This window comes from Citrobacter sp. LUTT5 (assembly GCF_009905315.1).
GTDB classification, from domain to species: domain Bacteria; phylum Pseudomonadota; class Gammaproteobacteria; order Enterobacterales; family Enterobacteriaceae; genus Citrobacter; species Citrobacter freundii.
In genome coordinates this window covers 2,795,860-2,814,441 of sequence record NZ_CP047606.1, presented here as the reverse complement: position 1 = coordinate 2,814,441, position 18,582 = coordinate 2,795,860, and the positions used below count along the sequence as shown (strand labels likewise).

General features: G+C 51.4%; 31 protein-coding genes. 29 read left to right on the top strand and 2 right to left on the bottom strand.

The window, feature by feature from the left end; all coding sequences use genetic code 11:
• Positions 1–5: 5 nt before the first annotated feature.
• The 24 genes from GUC46_RS13555 (at position 6) to GUC46_RS13440 (ending at position 13,129) form a co-directional block, all read left to right on the top strand.
• The gene (locus GUC46_RS13555; RefSeq protein WP_045338826.1) at positions 6–233 is read left to right on the top strand and encodes a hypothetical protein; all 228 of its coding nucleotides are present in this window, start codon (positions 6–8) and stop codon (positions 231–233) included.
• Positions 234–262: 29 nt separating this feature from the next.
• Positions 263–805, top strand: a complete 543-nt coding sequence (locus GUC46_RS13550) for a toxin YdaT family protein (RefSeq protein WP_160180344.1) — start codon at positions 263–265, stop codon at positions 803–805.
• Positions 806–988: 183 nt separating this feature from the next.
• Positions 989–1,954: a replication protein gene (locus tag GUC46_RS13545; protein ID WP_160180800.1), complete on the top strand. Its 966-nt coding sequence runs from the start codon at positions 989–991 to the stop codon at positions 1,952–1,954.
• Positions 1,951–2,640: a replication protein P gene (locus tag GUC46_RS13540; protein WP_160180343.1), complete on the top strand. Its 690-nt coding sequence runs from the start codon at positions 1,951–1,953 to the stop codon at positions 2,638–2,640. The genes GUC46_RS13545 and GUC46_RS13540 overlap by 4 nt, the downstream gene beginning before the upstream one ends.
• Before the next feature lies 1 nt (position 2,641).
• Positions 2,642–2,941, top strand: coding sequence for a protein ren (locus GUC46_RS13535; RefSeq protein WP_103856794.1), 300 nt, complete (start codon positions 2,642–2,644; stop codon positions 2,939–2,941).
• Positions 2,938–3,477 (top strand): hypothetical protein, encoded by a 540-nt coding sequence (locus GUC46_RS13530; RefSeq protein ID WP_160180341.1) that lies wholly within the window; start codon positions 2,938–2,940, stop codon positions 3,475–3,477. The genes GUC46_RS13535 and GUC46_RS13530 overlap by 4 nt, the downstream gene beginning before the upstream one ends.
• Positions 3,474–3,935, top strand: coding sequence for a hypothetical protein (locus GUC46_RS13525; protein WP_160180339.1), 462 nt, complete (start codon positions 3,474–3,476; stop codon positions 3,933–3,935). The genes GUC46_RS13530 and GUC46_RS13525 overlap by 4 nt, the downstream gene beginning before the upstream one ends.
• Entirely contained in the window at positions 3,932–4,354 is a 423-nt protein-coding gene (locus GUC46_RS24260) for a DUF5320 domain-containing protein (protein WP_312038875.1), read from the top strand. The genes GUC46_RS13525 and GUC46_RS24260 overlap by 4 nt, the downstream gene beginning before the upstream one ends.
• A gap of 348 nt (positions 4,355–4,702) precedes the next feature.
• Positions 4,703–5,845: a DUF551 domain-containing protein gene (locus tag GUC46_RS24085; protein WP_236654167.1), complete on the top strand. Its 1,143-nt coding sequence runs from the start codon at positions 4,703–4,705 to the stop codon at positions 5,843–5,845.
• A gap of 3 nt (positions 5,846–5,848) precedes the next feature.
• Positions 5,849–6,436 (top strand): NUMOD4 domain-containing protein, encoded by a 588-nt coding sequence (locus GUC46_RS13510; protein ID WP_160180336.1) that lies wholly within the window; start codon positions 5,849–5,851, stop codon positions 6,434–6,436.
• On the top strand, positions 6,433–6,705 hold the full coding sequence (locus GUC46_RS13505; protein ID WP_049003300.1) for a hypothetical protein: 273 nt from the start codon (positions 6,433–6,435) through the stop codon (positions 6,703–6,705). The genes GUC46_RS13510 and GUC46_RS13505 overlap by 4 nt, the downstream gene beginning before the upstream one ends.
• Before the next feature lie 438 nt (positions 6,706–7,143).
• The gene (locus GUC46_RS13500; protein WP_106672185.1) at positions 7,144–7,401 is read left to right on the top strand and encodes a DNA polymerase III subunit theta; all 258 of its coding nucleotides are present in this window, start codon (positions 7,144–7,146) and stop codon (positions 7,399–7,401) included.
• Between the two features lie 453 nt (positions 7,402–7,854).
• A complete protein-coding gene (locus GUC46_RS13495; RefSeq protein ID WP_049003308.1) occupies positions 7,855–8,304 on the top strand; it encodes a recombination protein NinB in 450 nt (149 codons plus the stop codon).
• A complete protein-coding gene (locus GUC46_RS13490) occupies positions 8,297–8,467 on the top strand; it encodes a NinE family protein (protein ID WP_160180335.1) in 171 nt (56 codons plus the stop codon). The genes GUC46_RS13495 and GUC46_RS13490 overlap by 8 nt, the downstream gene beginning before the upstream one ends.
• Positions 8,460–8,750, top strand: coding sequence for a DUF1364 domain-containing protein (locus tag GUC46_RS13485; protein WP_160180334.1), 291 nt, complete (start codon positions 8,460–8,462; stop codon positions 8,748–8,750). Before GUC46_RS13490 ends, GUC46_RS13485 begins: the two co-directional genes overlap by 8 nt.
• Positions 8,747–9,109, top strand: coding sequence for a crossover junction endodeoxyribonuclease RusA (gene rusA / locus GUC46_RS13480; RefSeq protein ID WP_160180333.1), 363 nt, complete (start codon positions 8,747–8,749; stop codon positions 9,107–9,109). Before GUC46_RS13485 ends, rusA begins: the two co-directional genes overlap by 4 nt.
• On the top strand, positions 9,106–9,303 hold the full coding sequence (locus tag GUC46_RS24255; protein ID WP_160180332.1) for a Lar family restriction alleviation protein: 198 nt from the start codon (positions 9,106–9,108) through the stop codon (positions 9,301–9,303). Before rusA ends, GUC46_RS24255 begins: the two co-directional genes overlap by 4 nt.
• Entirely contained in the window at positions 9,300–9,446 is a 147-nt protein-coding gene (locus GUC46_RS13470) for a YlcG family protein (RefSeq protein WP_103770175.1), read from the top strand. Before GUC46_RS24255 ends, GUC46_RS13470 begins: the two co-directional genes overlap by 4 nt.
• The gene (locus GUC46_RS13465) at positions 9,443–10,057 is read left to right on the top strand and encodes a hypothetical protein (RefSeq protein WP_160180331.1); all 615 of its coding nucleotides are present in this window, start codon (positions 9,443–9,445) and stop codon (positions 10,055–10,057) included. Before GUC46_RS13470 ends, GUC46_RS13465 begins: the two co-directional genes overlap by 4 nt.
• A gap of 737 nt (positions 10,058–10,794) precedes the next feature.
• Entirely contained in the window at positions 10,795–11,124 is a 330-nt protein-coding gene (locus GUC46_RS13460) for a phage holin, lambda family (protein ID WP_099530457.1), read from the top strand.
• Positions 11,111–11,560, top strand: coding sequence for a lysozyme (locus GUC46_RS13455; RefSeq protein ID WP_160180330.1), 450 nt, complete (start codon positions 11,111–11,113; stop codon positions 11,558–11,560). The genes GUC46_RS13460 and GUC46_RS13455 overlap by 14 nt, the downstream gene beginning before the upstream one ends.
• Before the next feature lie 225 nt (positions 11,561–11,785).
• The gene (locus GUC46_RS13450) at positions 11,786–11,992 is read left to right on the top strand and encodes a lysis system o-spanin lipoprotein Rz1 (RefSeq protein ID WP_160180328.1); all 207 of its coding nucleotides are present in this window, start codon (positions 11,786–11,788) and stop codon (positions 11,990–11,992) included.
• A 259-nt stretch (positions 11,993–12,251) separates the two neighbouring features.
• Entirely contained in the window at positions 12,252–12,770 is a 519-nt protein-coding gene (locus GUC46_RS13445; RefSeq protein WP_152960167.1) for a Rha family transcriptional regulator, read from the top strand.
• 155 nt (positions 12,771–12,925) lie between these two features.
• Complete coding sequence (locus tag GUC46_RS13440; protein ID WP_160180326.1) at positions 12,926–13,129, top strand: hypothetical protein; 204 nt, start codon at positions 12,926–12,928, stop codon at positions 13,127–13,129.
• An 11-nt stretch (positions 13,130–13,140) separates the two neighbouring features.
• Here GUC46_RS13440 and GUC46_RS13435 read toward each other — a convergent pair whose 3' ends face one another.
• Entirely contained in the window at positions 13,141–13,377 is a 237-nt protein-coding gene (locus GUC46_RS13435; RefSeq protein WP_160180797.1) for an ATP-dependent RNA helicase HrpA, read from the bottom strand.
• A gap of 47 nt (positions 13,378–13,424) precedes the next feature.
• A complete protein-coding gene (locus tag GUC46_RS13430) occupies positions 13,425–13,643 on the bottom strand; it encodes a DUF2158 domain-containing protein (protein ID WP_160180324.1) in 219 nt (72 codons plus the stop codon).
• 32 nt (positions 13,644–13,675) lie between these two features.
• On the opposite strand from GUC46_RS13430, the gene GUC46_RS13425 reads away from it, so the two are divergent.
• The 5 genes from GUC46_RS13425 (at position 13,676) to GUC46_RS13405 (ending at position 18,547) form a co-directional block, all read left to right on the top strand.
• Positions 13,676–14,248: a terminase small subunit gene (locus tag GUC46_RS13425; protein ID WP_160180322.1), complete on the top strand. Its 573-nt coding sequence runs from the start codon at positions 13,676–13,678 to the stop codon at positions 14,246–14,248.
• Positions 14,245–15,807: a terminase gene (locus tag GUC46_RS13420; protein ID WP_160180320.1), complete on the top strand. Its 1,563-nt coding sequence runs from the start codon at positions 14,245–14,247 to the stop codon at positions 15,805–15,807. The genes GUC46_RS13425 and GUC46_RS13420 overlap by 4 nt, the downstream gene beginning before the upstream one ends.
• 28 nt (positions 15,808–15,835) lie before the next feature.
• Positions 15,836–17,293 (top strand): DUF1073 domain-containing protein, encoded by a 1,458-nt coding sequence (locus GUC46_RS13415; RefSeq protein WP_201743316.1) that lies wholly within the window; start codon positions 15,836–15,838, stop codon positions 17,291–17,293.
• Positions 17,220–18,218, top strand: coding sequence for a phage minor head protein (locus tag GUC46_RS13410; RefSeq protein WP_160180315.1), 999 nt, complete (start codon positions 17,220–17,222; stop codon positions 18,216–18,218). Before GUC46_RS13415 ends, GUC46_RS13410 begins: the two co-directional genes overlap by 74 nt.
• A 62-nt stretch (positions 18,219–18,280) precedes the next feature.
• Positions 18,281–18,547: a hypothetical protein gene (locus GUC46_RS13405; RefSeq protein WP_160180313.1), complete on the top strand. Its 267-nt coding sequence runs from the start codon at positions 18,281–18,283 to the stop codon at positions 18,545–18,547.
• Positions 18,548–18,582 lie beyond the last annotated feature (35 nt).

Below are 18,582 nucleotides of genomic sequence, written 5' to 3'. Positions count from 1 at the left end.
ACCAAATGCAACCTAAAAACCTTGGCGACATCATCAAGCAAATCCGTGTACCGGTGGTGGCGAAGGCTTGCGGGCGCACTCCCCGCGCTATCTACAAATGGATTAACAGCGGTTGCCTGCCGCGTACCGATTACACCGGTGAAACAGGCTATGCATCCAAAATCGCAGCTGTATCTGGTGGACAGTTTACCGAGAGCCAGATTCTTGAAATCAGTAAACCAAAAGCCGCTTAACGGCGGCCCTAACCACGAAAGGGAAAGCAATGCATTCACTTGCGTATCAACACAATACCGGAATACACCCGGGAGCGATGATAAACCGCGCTCAACATAAGGCGGCGCCAGACCACGAAAAGATCCGCGATGCGGTCCGGGCATGGTCATCGGAGCTGGACAATCAGGACGTCGTTTCTGCGCTGATCATCAACGAATACCGAGAGCAGGGCGGGACCGCCATCAGCTTTCCGGAAGACATCAGCCGGGCGCGCCAGAAGCTGTTCCGCTTCCTGGATAACCGTTTCGACTCCGAACAGTACCGCGAGAACGTGCGCCAGCTGACACCCGCAATCATGGCGGTCCTGCCGGTTGAGTATCGCACTCGCCTGATCGGTTCCGATTGCAAAATGTCTCGCCTGGCTGAGGCCGAGAAAGAACTCGCAGAGGCTAAACAGGCAGTGCTGCTGGACGCTCCAGAGCATCAGAAGCTCAAAGAGGTAAGCGAGGGTATAGCCTCGCTGTTCCGCCTCATGCCGGAGCAGGTAGGGCCGTTGATGACGATGGTCACTTCGATGCTGGGGGTTATGTGAGAACTACAGAAATGGCGAAAGCCGGTCTGCGCGAACAGAACCGACTTTCAGGTGCAATTACGGCAGTAATTACGAGGTCATTATGACAAAGAGTAATCCAAAACACCAGGCACGGGAGTCATAGCTATGTCTAACGTCGCCTATGCAAACTTTGCGGCGCATTCTGCCGTCAGGAGCAACCGGATGGAGAACCAGAAAACCGGATTCATCCCGTTGTACCGGAGTGTTCTGAAGCAAACCTGGTCGAAGGACGTCTTCCTGCGCACGCTGTGGGAAAACCTGCTGCTGTCTGCCGCACGCCAGCCTTACACAGCAAACTTCAAGGGGCGCCAATGGCCGCTGCAAACCGGACAACTGGTCACCACCTCAGCCGATCTGGGGCTGAATTTATGCGACAGGGAAGGGAAGCCATGCAGTCGCCACGCAGTCGACAGGATGCTTGATGTTTTCGAGCGTGAAGGGATGATTTCTCGCTCCGGAGAGAAGAGAAAAGGCTCTGTGATAACCATCACAAATTACGCTGAATACGCTCAAAAAATGGACAATTTACCCGAGCGTTTCACCGCGCATATTTCCGCGCTTAATGCCGAGCATGGCAAAGCCGGTAATGGCGGGGCTTCGGAAGGTGATGCCGCGCATAACTGCGAGCATTTGACCGAGCGTTTCACCGAGAATCATGAACAACAATGTAATAACAACAATAAAAACATTAAAAGATCTTCGTCCGAGAATTCTGGCGAATCCTCAGACGCACGTCTGAAGAAATTTTTATCAGCTCATCCAGAAGCTGCGGTTTACACCCCATCCGGTGCGAAGTGGGGATCGGCTGAAGACCTCGAGATCGCTAAGTGGATTTCCTCCAGGGTGAAGCTGATTAACCCAACCTGCAAAGACCCGGACTTGACATCATGGTCTAACACCGTTCGCCTGATGCGCCAGATAGACAACCGGTCGCACCAGGACATCTGTGCGCTGTATGACTGGGCCAGCAAACACCACTTCTGGCAGACCAACATCCTGAGCCCGGAAAGCCTGCGTAAGCAGTGGGACAAGCTGACGATGCAGCGCAGCGCTGGTGGTGAGCAGCGCGCCGTCAAGCAGGAACTGGACTTCAACAACACTGACTGGGCCTATGAGGTGATTCGATGAAATCTCTTGCAGAGCAGTTACGTAACCACGACCGCGAGCAGATGAGCCGCATAGCCCATAACCTGCCAGAGCAGTACCAGGAGCGTGCGCCGGTCGAGCAGGTTGCTCAGGTATTCAACGGACTGTTTAACCAGCTGCGTGCCGCGTTCCCGGCCAGCATGGCGAACTTTCGCACCCAGGACGACTTGAACGAATTCCGCCGTCAGTGGCTGCTGGCGTTTCAGGAGAACGGGATCCACTCAATGTCTCAGGTCGATGCCGGTATGCGCATTGCACGCCGCCAGGAACGCCCATTCCTGCCGTCGCCGGGCCAGTTCGTCGCCTGGTGCAAGCAAAGTGGCAGTGCACTGGGCATCACCGTTGACCAGGTGATCGCCGAATACTGGGACTGGCGTAACCGCTCGTTTGAGTTCACCTCCAGCGAGCAATTCCCCTGGTCACAGCCGGTCATGTACCACATCTGCGTCGAACTTCGTCACCGTAGCACAGAGCGCCAGTTAACGCATGGTGAGCTGGCGCGAGAAGCCGGTGATCTGCTGGACATGTGGGAGAAGCGCGTCATAGAGGGAAAACCAATTCCTCCGGTTCGCCGCGCAATCGCAGCGCCTGCTGCAGATCGTGGCCCGACGCCTATCCAACTGCTGCAGGCCAAATACAACCGCAACAAGTCGAACGGGATGGTGTGAGATGAAAGGCAAACAGGCAATTCTGCGTTATCTCGAAACGCACCGGACCTTCACCGCGAAGGATGTGGCTGCCGAGTGTGGCATGACCATCAACTGCATCACGAAGAACGCACTCGAGCTGGAGAAGGTCAACAAGCTAGTGCGCATCAGCAAAGTATGGCGAACAGTTACCTATCGCCTGGCTACTCCGGAAGAACAGGCAGGAACAGCGCGGATTTGCACCAATGGAATATTCAACGAATGTCGAAAAAGCGCGGCGATGAAGAGAATTCTGGCGTTTTACGGGAGAGCATCAGCATGAAACAAATAGCACAAGAAAACATCATTGAGTTAGTGAAGTTAGGACATGAGCGCGCGTCTGAACTGAAAGCATCATGCGGTGCTGTCGACGTGCGCAGTTTGGCGCAACTGATTAGCGATCTGGCTACTCAACTTGAAGTGCAGTATGTGCGTGCCGAAGAGTCACAACGCGAATTCCGCTCTGCTGATATCACAATGCAGAATCTGGAGGCTAAGTGCGCTGCGCTGGCGGCGGAGAATTCGGGGCTGAAGAATCAGGATCCTAAAGCCTGGTATATCAGAATGACCAGCGAGGTAACCATAGACCAGGCTGAGGCGGATAAGTGGCGCGGTGTTCCACTGGTGCTGGCTAACACCGAAACCCCGGCGACCGACGCTTTCCTAGCTGAAGTGCGGGCGCAGGCACGAAACGAGTTAATCGACGAACTCGAATCACGATTTAACGAAATGACCGAAACGTTGCCACCTGAGTTGCGTAGTGGTGCTGCAGGTGCTGCGGCTTTTGTATCAACGCTCCGCAAAGGAGCCGCGCTATGAGCAAACTTTCGAATGAATTTATTCTCCTCGCTATCTGGCACGCAGTTCTGAAGCAACTTCCTGTTCGCGTCACTCACAACTATTTCGGTGATGGAAAAGTAGTGAGTCTATGCAAAAACGACTGGTTCTGGTTGCGCAGCAGTACGCAAATTTGCACGACAGCCCGCAAGAGCTCACTAGGGCTACCGCTAAGCGATAGTCAATCCATGAATCGAATTAAGCGCCTTGCTGAAGAGGGGCTGCTTGGGCGCGAGAAGATGACTGGAGGAGCGTTCTATTTCTGGCTTCCTGACACCATGAATAAACCAGCGTTCGAGCGGTGCCTTGAGCTGATGAGCGCTGAAGGCCTTACGGATAAAGCTACCAACACAGCCAATTATGATGAAATCGTGGAGCGAGTAAGGGCAACGCTCATGCATGAATTTGGCGATATTAATTTGAAGGAGGCAGCCCAATGACAGCACTCAACAAACAGGCATACCGCGCTGATGGCGGTGATATTGGAATTGGTCGTCTCAAAGAGATTGCTGATAACACATATAGTGATGAAGAAAAGCGCTGGCTGGCGCAACGGGTACTGACGCTGCTGGACGAGCTGGAAGCCGCAGAGAAGCGCATAGCAGAACTGGAGAGCAATGAAATTCGAGAAGACGGAAACCAGTTTCTTGTTGTTCGGCACCCTGGAAAAACTCCAGCCATCAAGCACTGCTCTGGTGACCTAGAAGAGTTTCTACGGCAGCTAATCGAACAAGACCCGCTAGTAACCATCGACATCATTACGCATCGCCACTACGGGGTTGGTGGTCAATGGGTTCAGGATGGAGATGAGTACCTGCATATGATGACCGCCGCTGGCATTGGCGTGAAGGGAGAGTGAGATGGCGGACGTAACAAAAATGGAGTGTGTTCACTCCACTAATCCTGAGTGGTTTTCACCAGGTGATATTTATGATTCCGAGAAACGCGGACCTGATATTTGTATTTGTGGTGACAACCTCGTGTCCGACCTTAACCCGGAAGACTGGTACGAGATGAGCCAGCGAGTAGATGGACTATGGTTTCTTACCGGATTTCAGCAATCAGTCTTGTTTAGAGCCGTGAGGAATAACCCATGACAACTAACCACCCGGCGCACGGTCCTGTGTCACTCGATCGCCTGCACCAGATAAGCGAAATACTCAGCAAAGCAGCAGCACAAAGCGACGGCGGTAATCTCGGCTACGCAATGGCTGATGCTGTGAAGGCTATCGACGAGTTGCTGTCGGTGCGGAAGACGGCGGCGCAGGAAGCGGTGTATCAGGTATTAGACGATGGAAGTTGGACTGATTACAGCAAACAGCAACTGGAGGTCCTGCTTGAATCGAAACCATCCACACTTTTCCGAGTTGCCTACCCATCTCCAAGTTTAACGCAGCCAGCGCCGGTAGTGCCGGAAACTCTTCCATGCCCCGTGCATCTTGAGCCGGGTCTTAAATTCGGTAAGGGCGTTCGCACTCAGTGCATGCTGGGCGCATTGCGCTGTCGCGCTGACTACTACGCAGAACTGGAAGCCATGACGCCGGAACAGCGAGCAGAGCATGATGCCAATATCGCAGCATTCAAAGCCATGTTGCCGAAGCCAGATATTGAAATGCTGTCCTCTGCACTGAGAAATGCACCTTTAGCGCCGTCAGATAGCCAGGGCAAGCCGAGAGCGCCGGTAGTGCCAGAAGAAATCAGCATGTCCTCATTGCTTCCAGTCATGAGTGACCGGTTGGAGGCAGTAGGTTATGTGAATGGCTGGAACGCATGCCGTGCCTCCATGCTTCAGGGTAATTACCGAGACTTGTCGCAACCAGTAGACCCGCAAGTAGCAGAGTACGAGGAAATGATGAATCAGGCTGGCAACTCTCCATCAAAATACAGTCTACGTGATGGTATTGAATATATCCGCAACTCAGGCATTCCTGTAGATGTCGATAAAATTCAATCTGAACGTGTAGCTGGAAACCATACCGAGCAACACCTCGACATGGTCGAACATTCAGGTGATGCCAACGAAAATGTCGATTGCAGGTTGCCATTCGACCAATGGCTATCACAACAAAATGAGCAGATAGATGTCGATTGTGGCTGTGTAACCACTGAGGCATTTTACCACTGGTTGCGCGTTGCGTATGAGGCTGGCAACTCTCCGGTAACTACGGATGGTTGGATTCCGGTAAGCGAGCGGATGCCTGAAGGCATGAAAACTGTAATCACATCCAATGGTTTCGATATTGGACAAGGTTGGTGGGATGGAGAATGCTGGAAGTCATTTGACTGTCATGATGTCGTTCCCGGAAAGGTAACCCACTGGATGCAACTGCCAAATCCTCCTAAGGAGTAATTCATGAAATTATTACCAGTTGTTGACTGGGAAGGAATCTACCAGGTTAATGAGCATGGAGATGTCATAAGCATGCCTAGGATAATTTTGAGGAGAGATGGATCTAAACAGCGTTTTAAAGGAAAACAATTAAAGCCGTTTCTAAACGATGCTGGCTATCTCGTTGTCAGGTTGAGTGATGCCTCAAATGGCCGAAGGGAAGTTGCAAGAGTGCATAGGTTAGTAGCAGAAGCGTTTATACCGAATCCAAATGCCAAGCCAGAGGTTAACCATATCGATGGGGATAAAGCCAACCCGTCCTTATGCAATCTTGAGTGGGTTACTCCTCATGAAAATAGGATGCACGCCTGGAATACAGGACTAAGAAACCGGTCACACCTGCCAGCATACAAAGGGGAGATGCAGGCCAATTCGAAATTAAATGATGCAAGCGTCACAGAAATAAGATCGCTTAGATGCTCTGGGGTTTCATACGGAGTTCTATCTAAACGATATGGAGTTTCGAAACGAACCATTATCAGGGTTGTTACTGGAGAATCATGGTCTCACTTACCACTGCCAGCAGCACCGCAGCAGGAGGTGAAGCCGTGAAACATTTACGCTATGACTGTATTGGCGCTGCTTATGCCGGTAAAAGTAGGCACCCGCAAGAAGTAATTCGCGAACTTGGCATCATGTATGAACTAGCCATTCCTCAAAGCATGGGAGATCAGTGGTGGTTTTTTAATTGTCAGTACACAAATCTACCTAAATACATCACCGAAATGGAATGCGATAACTGGCTGGCAAACCAATACAAACTCCCTGGTGTGTATGTAACTTCATCGCATCATATCCCCCGGCAGGAGGTTAAGTCGTGAGCAAGCACATCATCAAATATGACTATCGTGACGGAGTTAAACTCCCTAAGCACGAGATTGAAACATGGTGCGGTCATCGGCCTGGGTCATTCGAATGGCTTTTTCGGGATGCTCAGCATGCGCTATTGAGCATTGAACAGGGATCTCTGCATGTTCCTTGTAAGAATTGTCTGTCCGCAATCATCAAAACGGCGCAGGAGGTGAAGTGATTGATTATCTCTTATTTTTCTACTCCGGAGGCATATTAGGTTGTATGCCTTTTCACTGGCAACTTCGTCGCAGTGAGAGGGTCATGTATCGTGTTATTAACACTATTCTCTGTTCCGCTATATGGCCGATACTGAGCATTCCTAAGGTGAATATCGATGGCTAAATCCGCAGCAGAACGCAAATCCGCGTAGTGATGTATAATCCCCTCAGGCCATCGAGGGGATTCTTATGTCTGACTGGAACATCGCAGCAAAACCAAAAGAAGAGCAGGACAAGGTTAACGTTGACCTTGCCGCCAGTGGTGTCGCGTACAAAGAGCGCATGAATATGCCAGTTATCGCTGAACAGGTAGCCCGTGAGCAGCCAGAGCATCTGCGTGAATACTTCATGGAACGAGTGCGCTTCTACCGCGAGCAGAGCCTGACGCTGCCAAAAGCATCCGATCCGCGGTATCTGGATATGGCAGCTCAGAACGAGAAGAAATAATGGGGTGCTTAATTGTTGCCGGTATAAATTTTTATATGCTGGCAGAAGGTGAATCATACCCAACCCCTAATATCGGCAACAATTACTCCGTTTCATACGTGGTTTTCCCTTACGAAGGCAAATGGGTCGCTCAGAAGCTTCGTAAAGGCGGTCGTTGGATAGATATAACAGACAAGCGATTCGACACCGAGAACGAGGCTTTCAACTTCACATACGAATACGCATTCACGCACAAAGACCGACACAATTTTTAATCCGCGCAACAGAAAGCAACGTTTGATTTCCCATAATCAACAAGCCATAATTACTTCACCAGAGCCTGAACAACTCCGGTGACTTCTGCGCATTTAAGGGGACTTAAATGCGACCACAATCTGAACTATCCACTTTTTCACAGATGCAGAAATGCACCTGCGATTTTCTGCATTCTGCGTTACCTCACGGAGGTGGCGTATGAAGCAGCAATTTCACCTCATTAACGACGCAATCAAGCAGAACGCTATCAACTACATCCGACAGTTGCCGGTGGATTCGAAGCGCCCACTGATTCTCGATATCAAAGAGATGACTCGTACACTGGATCAGAACCGCAAGATGTGGCCGCTACTGAAAGACCTGTCTGACCAGGTAACCTGGTTCGGCAATAAGTACGACTCTGACGACTGGAAAGACCTGATAACCGCTATGGTCGCCAAGGCCAAAAAACAAGAGCAGAGAATGGCTCCAGGTCTGGACGGAGGCGTTGTGATGTTCGGTCAGCGCACAAGCAAAATGACCGTTCGGCAGATGGTTGAAGTCATCGAGGCTATCTACTGGTTCGGCACTCAGCAGGGTGTGAAGTTCAGCGAAAAATCCCGGCTTGAAATCGAATGGGCGAAACAGTGGGGTGAGCAGCATGGCTAACCTCATCAATCGCGTCATGAATGGTGGTATTTACAAAGTGCCAGCTCGCGGCAAGCGTAAGCCGGAACCAAACCCTTCAGAGATCCCAACACTTCTCGGTTACACCGCCGGGCTCGTCGATAAGAAATGGCTGCGTCTCGCGGCACGGAGGAAGCATGGCTAATTTGTGCAAAGCAGCACGTGGTCGCGAATGCCAGGTGCGTATTCCGGGAGTATGCAACGGAAACTCTGAAACGACTGTACTGGCGCATATTCGCTTGGCGGGTCTGTGTGGCACAGGAATCAAGCCGCCAGACCTGATCGCCACGGTGGCATGCAGCCGGTGTCACGACGAGATAGACAGGCGAACGCATCTGGTTGATGCGGAGTATGCGAAAGAGTGCGCTCTGGAAGGAATGGCACGAACTCAGGTTATGTGGCTGAAAGAGGGGCTAGTGAAGATATGAACGAATATCGAATTAGCCTGGCATGGCCTCCAAGCAATAACCGGTATTACAGGCACAACAGGGGGCGAACGCACATCAGCACCGAAGGTAAGGCGTACCGAGATCTGGTAGCGGAAGTCATCAAGGCAGAGATGCTCGACATTGGCGTGACTTGCCCACTGAAGGTTCGCATTGAATGCTACATGCCCGATCGCCGTCGTCGCGACCTGGACAACCTGCAAAAAGCAGCATTCGATGCGCTGACTAAAGCCGGTTTCTGGATGGATGACGTTCAGGTAGTGGATTACCGGGTGGTGAAAATGCCGATCGTTAAAGGTGGTCGCCTTGAGTTGACGATTACTGAACTGGAGGACAAATGATTTACGACCTAAAGCTTCCGCAATGGGCCTCACTGCTACGCTGTCCATTTTGTGGGGGTGATGCTGAACTGGTTGCCGATGGTGACGGTGTTTATGCTGGATGCACTGAAAAAAATTGCCTGATTAAACCGATCACTGACACCTATCAAACAAAGCGCGATGCAATACGTGCATGGAATCGGAGGCCATCATGACATTCGAATCCTACTTTGCTGATCACCTTCGACTGCGCTGGACACGGTTACGCATCTATCGTCGGCCGGGCTCATTTGCCACTGACTACCGGATATTACGCAATTACATCAGTCGCTATAAAACATCAGGAGCAGAAGCATGAAGACAACGCCGATATTCTCAATGGTGAACTTTGTTGATGACGCTCATTTTCGGCGCGTGTGGCGTCACCCAAAAAAGACCATCACCAAAAAACAGCAGGCATGGGTGCATTACATGCTGTCAGTCTGGGGGCGCGTTAATCGTGGTGATGATTCTCCAGCAGGTGCTATCAACGTTATCGGTCGCCTGATGATTCGCAGCCACTGGAGCGAGGATAAAGCCAACCAGATAGAAAGAGTTGTTATGCGGCTTTATGAAGAGGATGGCCTGCGTGGTGATGTTCTCTATCAGAAAGCCAGAGAGCTGGTTATCCCTCAATCATCGTTCAGCAATATCATCGCTCTCGCCAAAGAATCAGATGATGCCGCTTTCGTTGAACGCGTGATGATTAAAACGCTCCACCGGGAAAGCCCCGTTCGTGATGTCGCTATTAGACGATATTGTGATTGCAACAACACGCAAGACATCGCTCGACGAATTCAATACCACACTGGTGCTGATATTCAATATTGCCGTAAGCGCGTTGTGTGGTGCGAGAACGTACTCGATGCGGAAATGTTTTACGCAATGAAGCGCGAATTAGAGAAGGAGATTCCAGAAATTGCCGCGTAAGTAGAAATATTTTGTAAATATCTTGATTTCGGGAAATAGAAGTGTATATTTCCATGTATGCTCGGACGTCAACGGCGAAAGAGCGAGGTGGTGAGATAAGCTAGGCGGCTCTCACCACTGAACCGCCTAGTTGGTATCTTCGACGCATCGTCTGGTACTCCAACCATCGCAGGCTGAGAGGTTTGCAAGAGCGTACGACACCATCGCTCAGCAAGTAGGTGTCCGGGGTGACTAATCAATGCGCCTGATGATTCTCTGAGATGAGATGAAACACATCGTGTAGCGTAGCCCATCAAAGGTCACTTGGGTGGATGGGGTGAGCTGAGCAACTATTTAATGGCCCTGAGTTAATAGCTCGGGGCTTTTTTGTATCTGCACAACAGGTAAGATTACTGACTGGATAAACAAAGCTCCGCACCCTACCAGACGAGGAATGCGGCAGTGCTCTTTCCGTTGTGGTGAATGCGCAGGCTGTTGCGCGCAGGAAAGCTTCGAGAGAACAAGGTGCCTGTTATGAGCCGGAGTTCAGCACCGGCCGCCACACACCAAATACCTACCAGGACCATAAGAGCGAAAGCTCAACGCACCACCCTCATATTGCCAGCCATCGTGCTGGCTTTTTCTATTTCAGGCCCCGGGAATCATCATCGACATGCTTCGTTGTTAAATCCAGCCCGAGGGCCTGACCCTTTCATCACACACAGCACCCGCTAACTATGCGAGGTGAGGCTATGAAAATGAATGACAAGAACCCTGAATTCTGGGCTGCGGTTTTGACCGGACTCAAAAATGCGTGGCCCCAGATTCTGGGGGCGTCAATGGCCGGACTCATTGCCTATGGTCGTCTGATATATGACGGTGCAACACGAAAAAATAAATGGCTTGAGGGCGTCCTTTGTGGCGCCCTTTCTTTATGCATCACCAGCGCGCTTGATGTGGTTGGCCTTCCTGTATCGATATCACCGTTCGTCGGTGGTGTGATTGGATTCGTCGGCGTAGACAAGCTGCGCGAAATCGCTATCAGCGCACTTAAAAAACGGGCAGGAGTGAACGATGATCACCAGTGAAAAGGGTATTCGCCTGATTAAGCAGTTCGAAGGCTGTAGGCTCACTGCATATCCTGACCCCGGAACTGGTGGCTATCCGTGGACCATCGGATACGGCTGGACTCACCCTGTAGACGGTAAACCAGTAAAGCGCGGCATGACCATCGACCAGGCCACCGCAGATCGGTTACTGAAAACCGGGCTTGTTGGTTATGAGAATGACGTTCTGAAAGTAGCGAAGGTTAAATTAACGCAGGGTCAATTTGATGCTCTTGTCTCATTCGCTTACAACGTTGGTTCTCGCGCCCTTTCCACATCAACCCTGCTAAAAAAACTGAATGATGGCGATATCAAAGGTGCTGCCGATGAGTTTCTTCGCTGGAATAAAGCTGGCGGTAAAGTTTTGAATGGGTTGACCCGTCGTCGTGAGGCGGAGCGTGCTCTGTTCCTGTCGTGATTGGCGCATTGGTAAGGCGTTACTGGTTGCAGTTGCTTGTGGTGGCAGTAATTGGCGTACTGGCTTTCTTCGTGAACCACTACCGCGACAACGCCATCACCTACAAAGACCAGCGAGACAAAGCCGCCAAGAATCTCAGCACGGCTAACGCCACCATCAAAGATATGCAGGTACGCCAGCGAGATGTCGCTGCGCTGGATGCCAAATACACGAAGGAACTGGCAGATGCTAAAGCTGAAAATTATGCTCTGCAGCGCAGGCTTGATAATGGTGGTCGGGTGCTCGTCAAAGGAAAGTGTCCAGTGCCTACCTCAACCGAAGCCTCCAGCCCCTCCGGCATGGGCAATGATGCCACCATCGAACTCTCTCCAGTTGCTGGACGAAACGTTCTCGGTATCAGAGCAGGAATTATCAGTGACCAAACATCACTGAGAGCTCTACAGGAATACATCAACACACAGTGCCTGAAATGATGGACAACCCGCACTAAGAATAGAAGAGCAGTAAACGGCAATATCAGCCTCGCGAAATGCGGGGCTTTTTTATGCCCGCAGTAAACCGCGCATCGCAGCGCATGACAATCCCGAGTCTTTCAGAAAGCTGAGCCTGGGAACTGCCGTATATGGTGGCGACCATCTCGGGGCGGCTTTTCTGTGCGAACAGGCTCATCTTTCTAAAAGGTAAAGACGCTATGAATAATCCGTCAGTTATTCCGGCCTTCGATTTCCGCGAAATGGTCACGACACTCGACAACAAGATAATCACCACATCGCTAAAGGTGGCTAACTATTTTGGTAAACGACACAAAGACGTATTGCGAGCCATCAGAAACCTTAAATGCTCCGATGATTTTACCCAGCGCAATTTTGCGCCCATTGATTTCATTGATAAAAATGGCGATGTTCAGCCGATGTATAACATCACCCGAGATGGATGCATGATGCTCGTGATGGGATTCACTGGTAAAACCGCCGCCGCAGTTAAGGAGTGTTACATCAATGCCTTTAACTGGATGGCTGAGCAACTTAGCAGAAGAGTTGCCATGGGCGAAGAAATGCAGCACCGCTACGCCATCAAAGAAACACGCTCAAAGCTGAAAGGCACGATCGGCAGCCGGTTGATGAACGAGCGGAAGAAAGAGAAGCGCGTCCTGGCGCTTGAACATGACCACATCATGCAGGTGACCCAGCCAGAATTGCTGATTGGTTGATCGCGACATTACAGAGGCTCTTCACCGAGGGGCTTCGATAATGATTTGTGTAACCCCGCAAGGATGGTGATCACATCTTGCTGACGGGTAAGCCGTAAGTGGCTAAGCACTTCTGAGAAGCAGGGCAACAGCTGCGACAAGGTAAAGAGGTAATCATGCCAGACATCTACCAAATCACGCTAACCACCCAAACAGGCGAAACCTTCACGGGCAAGATGTCACGACGTCAGCCTGAGCTGGTTAACGGCTTTGTGCCGCTGGCGACGGAGACGGGGGAGTGGCTGTATTTTTCCCCTGATGATGTGAAGCGCGTGCAATTCACGCCTGTGATAGACATGGTTGAAGAGAAGGGCGAGTGATCGCCCTATGTTTACCCACGAGCCTCTCGACCTTCCTCGTCCTCAGGAACTCGGTATCGCCAGTATTTGTCCGGCTTAACCCAAACGACGCTTTCACCGCTATCAACTCTGAATTTTTTGATTACTTCTGTTGATAGAGCTTGGTTACCATCAGCATTTTCTTTCAGATGTTGCTCGTTATCTTCTTTTATCAAGTAATCAACAACGTCTTCTTGATAAAGGCATCCATCTCTTTGAAGAGAGCTCATCATCAGATTAGAGACATCTTCAATGGAGAGCTTTATCGCGTTTGGGTTTATGGCTTTGGGTTAGTTTTGGTGAGTGACTCTTCAGGGAATTTTGCATCTGCTTCTTTACGCCCGGCAAACCATTGGCAGCGATAAGTACCGTTGAACTTCATTGTTCCATCAATATATTCTTTGACATGCTCGGCAACTGCCATAGCAGGACTGCCAACTACTAGGTATACGGTATCACCAATATTAAACTTTGGTGTGCGGTTATTATTTGACATAAATAATCCTTTTTTATAAATGAGAATAGGTTATGGCACTCACCGACAAGCAAGAAATGTTCTGTCGCGAGTACCTCATCGATTTAAACGCCACGCAAGCGGCTATTCGGGCGGGGTACAGCGCAAAGACAGCTAACCGCACCGCGTCCGAAAACCTGTCAAAACCTGACATCCAAAACAGAATCGCCGAACTGAAAGCGAAGCGCAACGAAGATGTGGGTATTGATGCAGATTATGTTCTACGGCGCTTGGTTGAGATCGACCAGATGGACGTCCTGGATATCCTCAACGACGATGGCAGCCTTAGACCGATTAGCTCATGGCCTAAAGCGTGGCGAACATCGCTAACCGGCCTGGACATCAGCACCACGATTCAGAACTTCGACGAGGAGACGGCGGAAACCATCCTCAAAAAGGTTAAATGGCCGGATAAGGTCAAGAACCTGGAGCTGCTTGGCAAGCACATTAAAGTGCAGGCGTTTAAAGAGCAGGTCGAGCAGAATGTTACGGCGACCCACAGCATTATGCCCGTTCCGTCCTGCGATAACGTGGACGACTGGGAAAAAGCGGCCCAGAAACAGCAGGGCGAGGTATTAGGTGGATGAATTACAAAGCCGTCTGGAAACCTCTGCCTGGATCGCAATCGCTCTCCCTTAGTTGCCCGTGTAACGAAATCCTCTACGAGGGGACGCGAGGGCCGGGTAAAACTGCTGCGCAGCTGGCGCGCTTTCGTCGCCTGGTCGGTCTGGGCTATGGCTCGTTCTGGCGTGGCGTCATTTTCGATACCGAGTATAAAAACCTCACCGATATCATCACGCAGTCAAAGCGCATGTATCGCCTGTTTAACGACGGCGCCCGCTATCTGGCATCTGCCAGTGAATTGCGATGGGTGTGGCCGACTGGTGAAGAGTTACTTTTCCGCTTCGGAAAAGAAGAGAGCGACTACTGGGACTACCACGGGCAGGAGTTTCCTTTTATCGGCTTTAACGAGCTGACTAAACAGCAGTCTGCCGAGTTTTACGAAATGATGTTCTCCTGCCGACGCTCGTCGTTCCGGCCTGAGAACTATCCGCTGGCTGACGGTGGGCTGCTGAAGCCTATCCCGCTGGAAACATTCAGCACGACAAACCCTTTCGGGATTGGTCATACGTGGGTTAAGAAGCGCTTCATTGAGCCAGCGCCACGCGGCACCATCATTCGTGAAACGCAGAAGGTGTTTAACCCGCAAACAGAGCGCGAAGAGGATGTGACGCTGACCCGCGTGGCCATCCACGGATCGTTCAAAGAGAACCCTTACCTCGACCCGCAGTACATTGCGACCCTGATGGCTATTAAAGACCCTAACCGACGCAAAGCGTGGGTAGAGGGCTCCTGGGATGTGACCAGTGGCGGGCGATTCGACCACCTGTGGAATGAATCGCTGCACGTCATTAAGCCATTCCGCATACCGGATAGCTGGACAGTTGACCGCTCTCACGACTGGGGGGAGTCGAAGCCGTTCTCTAACCTCTGGTGGGCGCAGGCTGATGGCACCGCTGCTGAGCTGCCTGATGGTCGGCAGTTCTGCCCGCCGGCAGGGACGTTAATCCTGATCGGAGAATGGTACGGGTGCCCGCCTGACGAGCTGAACAAAGGCCTGAATATGTCATCCACCAACGTCGCGAAAGGCGTGGCGTGGATTGATAAGCGGCTGGTGGGCGAAGGCGTCGACGAACCGGAAGAGATTCAAATCGACGGTGTTACGCAGGGCCAGCTCAACATTGTTCCGGGAATTAGCTCGGAGGTTATTCCGGGCCCGGCTGATAGCGCCATTTTCAACACTGGCGACGATGAGTTATCGATCGGACAGAAAATGGAAAATCAGGGTGTCGAATGGCTTGAGGCCAATAAGAAGCCTGGCTCGCGAGTAAACGGGGCCTCGGTATTCGCTGACATGCTTGAGGCGGTAGTTGAAGGTAAGAAGCTGGAATCTGGCATCCCTGAGAAACCTGCATTTTACGTGTTTGAGCATTGCCGCGGATGGATTAGCCGCATACCCGTGCTGGTTCGCGACAGCAAAAACCCGGATGACGTAGATACCCAGCAGGAAGACCACGACTGGGATGCAACGCGTTACCGCGTGCTGCACTCACCTCGCCGTTCAGGGGCGATATTCTTCACATAAGGACAACTCAGTGAGTAACGATACAGAAATGCAAGTCCTCGCTGGGCTGATTGTGAATAGCCTCAACGAGGTATCGCGATCTCGACAGCTTTATGCGGCTGGATTCAATAAATCAGGCAACACCAAGCGACATCATCTGTGGTGTGAATTTGGCTATCCTGAGCGCCTAGACTTTGACCACTTCTACAACATGTATGAGCGCAACGGTGCCGCGTTCGGTGCTGTTCATAAGCTACTGGATGCTTGTTGGTCTGATAACCCTGTAATAGTGGATGGTGACGAGACGAAGAAGTCTAAAAAGTCGACGCCATGGGAAAAGAAAGTCACCAAGCTCATGAAGAAATACTGGGCGAAGGTGAAGGACGCGGATAGACGTAACCTTGTCGGTCACTACTCAGCTCTCATTCTTCAGTTTGCCGATAGTCGTGAATGGTCTGAGCCAGTTAATCGTGACGTAATGCGTAATTCACGCGAACGCGGCCTGGTGAAGATGATTCCTGCATGGGAATCGCAGGTTAAGCCTGGGGAATTAGAGCAGGATCAGAAGTCCCCTGATTACGCCATGCCGAAGTTTTATTATTTCCAAGAGCAACCTGTAGGTGACAACGGCAGTATCGTTGGCCCTATGCGCTCCATCAAAATTCATCCTGAGCGCATCATCATTTTTTGCGAGGGCTCAGAAGATGAATCTTCACTGGCTGGCATCCCGTTCTTGCGTGCAGGCTATAACGACCTGCTTGATATGGCTAAAACCTCCGGCGGCAGCGCTGAGGGGTTCCTTAAAAACGCCAGCAGGCAGCTCGGCATTAACATGTCGAAAGACACCAAGATTGACAAAATCATGGAGGATGCCAAGAAGGCTGGTTACTCGGGGCTGGCTGAGGCGCTTAACGCAGCCATCCAGAAGCTTAACTCTGGAACAGATTCGGCTCTGGTAACCCAAGACGGAGAGGCTAAGGTGCTTTCCGTTGCTGCTGCCGATCCGAGTCCAACGTGGACAGTGTCAGCTAACCAGTTTTCCTCTTCAGTTCAGATGCCATTCACCATCTTGTTTGGTCAGCAGACGGGAAGGCTTGCTTCAGATCAGGACAAAAATGACTTTGCCAAGCGCTGTAATGGTCGCCGCAACGGGTTCCAGACTGGCCGGGCAAGTGCAGTTATAGAACGGCTTTGGACTGTGGAGGTTATCGAACCACCTAAATCTGGCGAAATCACGTTAACCTGGTCTGATCTACTCGCTCCAAGCGAGAAAGAGAAGATTGCCAACATGAAGGAAATGGCTGCGGTGGCGAAGGATACCCAGCAAGCCTACGGCACACCTGCTGTTGATGAGAACGAGGTCAGGGAAGCGGGAGAACTTGAGCCGCGTGAAGATGTAAAGCCGCCTGACCCAAATAAAAAGGTAACGACCGATGATCCTCTTTCCGATGACACCGGAGCAAAAGACGAAAGTCGGGACACCGGTAGTTCCGCGCAGCAAGGTTGACCCGACCCGATCGGCAAAGCAGGTAACCGCCATGTTCCGGGATATCGAGGAGCGGTATCTCGACATCAAGCGTGCGCTGAAAGCCCTGTTCGACCAGCGCCTGACCGGGCGAGAGCGTGAGGTTAACAGCCATAACTGGCACTTCCTCTGCCACGATAACGGCGCGGATATGCGGCTCTACCAGGTCAACGCCGGGAAGTTCATCTACGACATGTCGGCGCAGGAACTGGCTGACCTACTGGAAGCGGTGCAGTCGATTCTGGATGATTACCTGCTGGATGGTGGCGAGCAAAACCTCTGGGCGATGGATTACGTCGTCGCAGAAGTGCAGCGCGGCACGCTGGAGGCATTCAACAACCTCTCCCAGCAGTCGCAGGTTTACGCCAGTCAGACGACGTTACAGCAACTTTTAAGCAGCCCCGGTCACCTTAACCAGATAGCGGCGGCCAGGCTGACAACGTTCAGCGACTGGAAGGTTATCAGCGACACAGCCCGCGGTGACCTGACCAATATCATCACCGATGCGGTAGCCCGTGGAGTTAACCCACGTGAAACGGCCAGCGTCATCAGCAAGCGCCTCGATGTGTCGATGTCGAAGGCCAAGGCCATCGCTCAGACTGAGCAGGTTGGCGCGCTGCGGCAGGCACAATGGAACGAAACGGACTGGGCAGCGGATCGTCTTGGACTGAATACCGGCCTGCTGTGGCTATCTGCGCTCAAACCGACGACGCGCAGTTGGCACGCCAGCCGTCACGGAAAGGTCTACACCACCGAGCAGGTGCGTGACTTCTACGCCGAGAACGGAAACCGGTACAACTGCTATTGCAGCCAGATTCCGGTGCTGCTCAACGACGATGGAAGTATCTTCAACGACGGGCTGGCGGATAAACTGAAGAAAGAGCGCAAGGCATGGAAAGCTGGTTAAAATCATTTTTTCAATAACGTTATACATGCAATGATTCAGGTGTTCTTTAATTGGAGAAAGGCATGCATAACATACAAGCTCTTGATAAGTGGTTGCTTGGTCTTTGGTACACCTCCGGCGGATTAAACGATCAGCAGTTCAACATTGCTGCTTATGAGTTAATACGCTCCAACCCGGGAAGAATTTTAGATAGTGGAGAGATAAGAGAGTACATTCTATCCAAATACGATGGTGTCGCCGAAGAGGGGGGCGATATTTGGAACCGAGCATGCGAGAGAGCTTTCTTGGTGACAAATCTATCTGAATTCATGAAGATAAATAACATCTGATAAAAGGTCGCTTCGGCGGCCTTTTTTATTGCCAG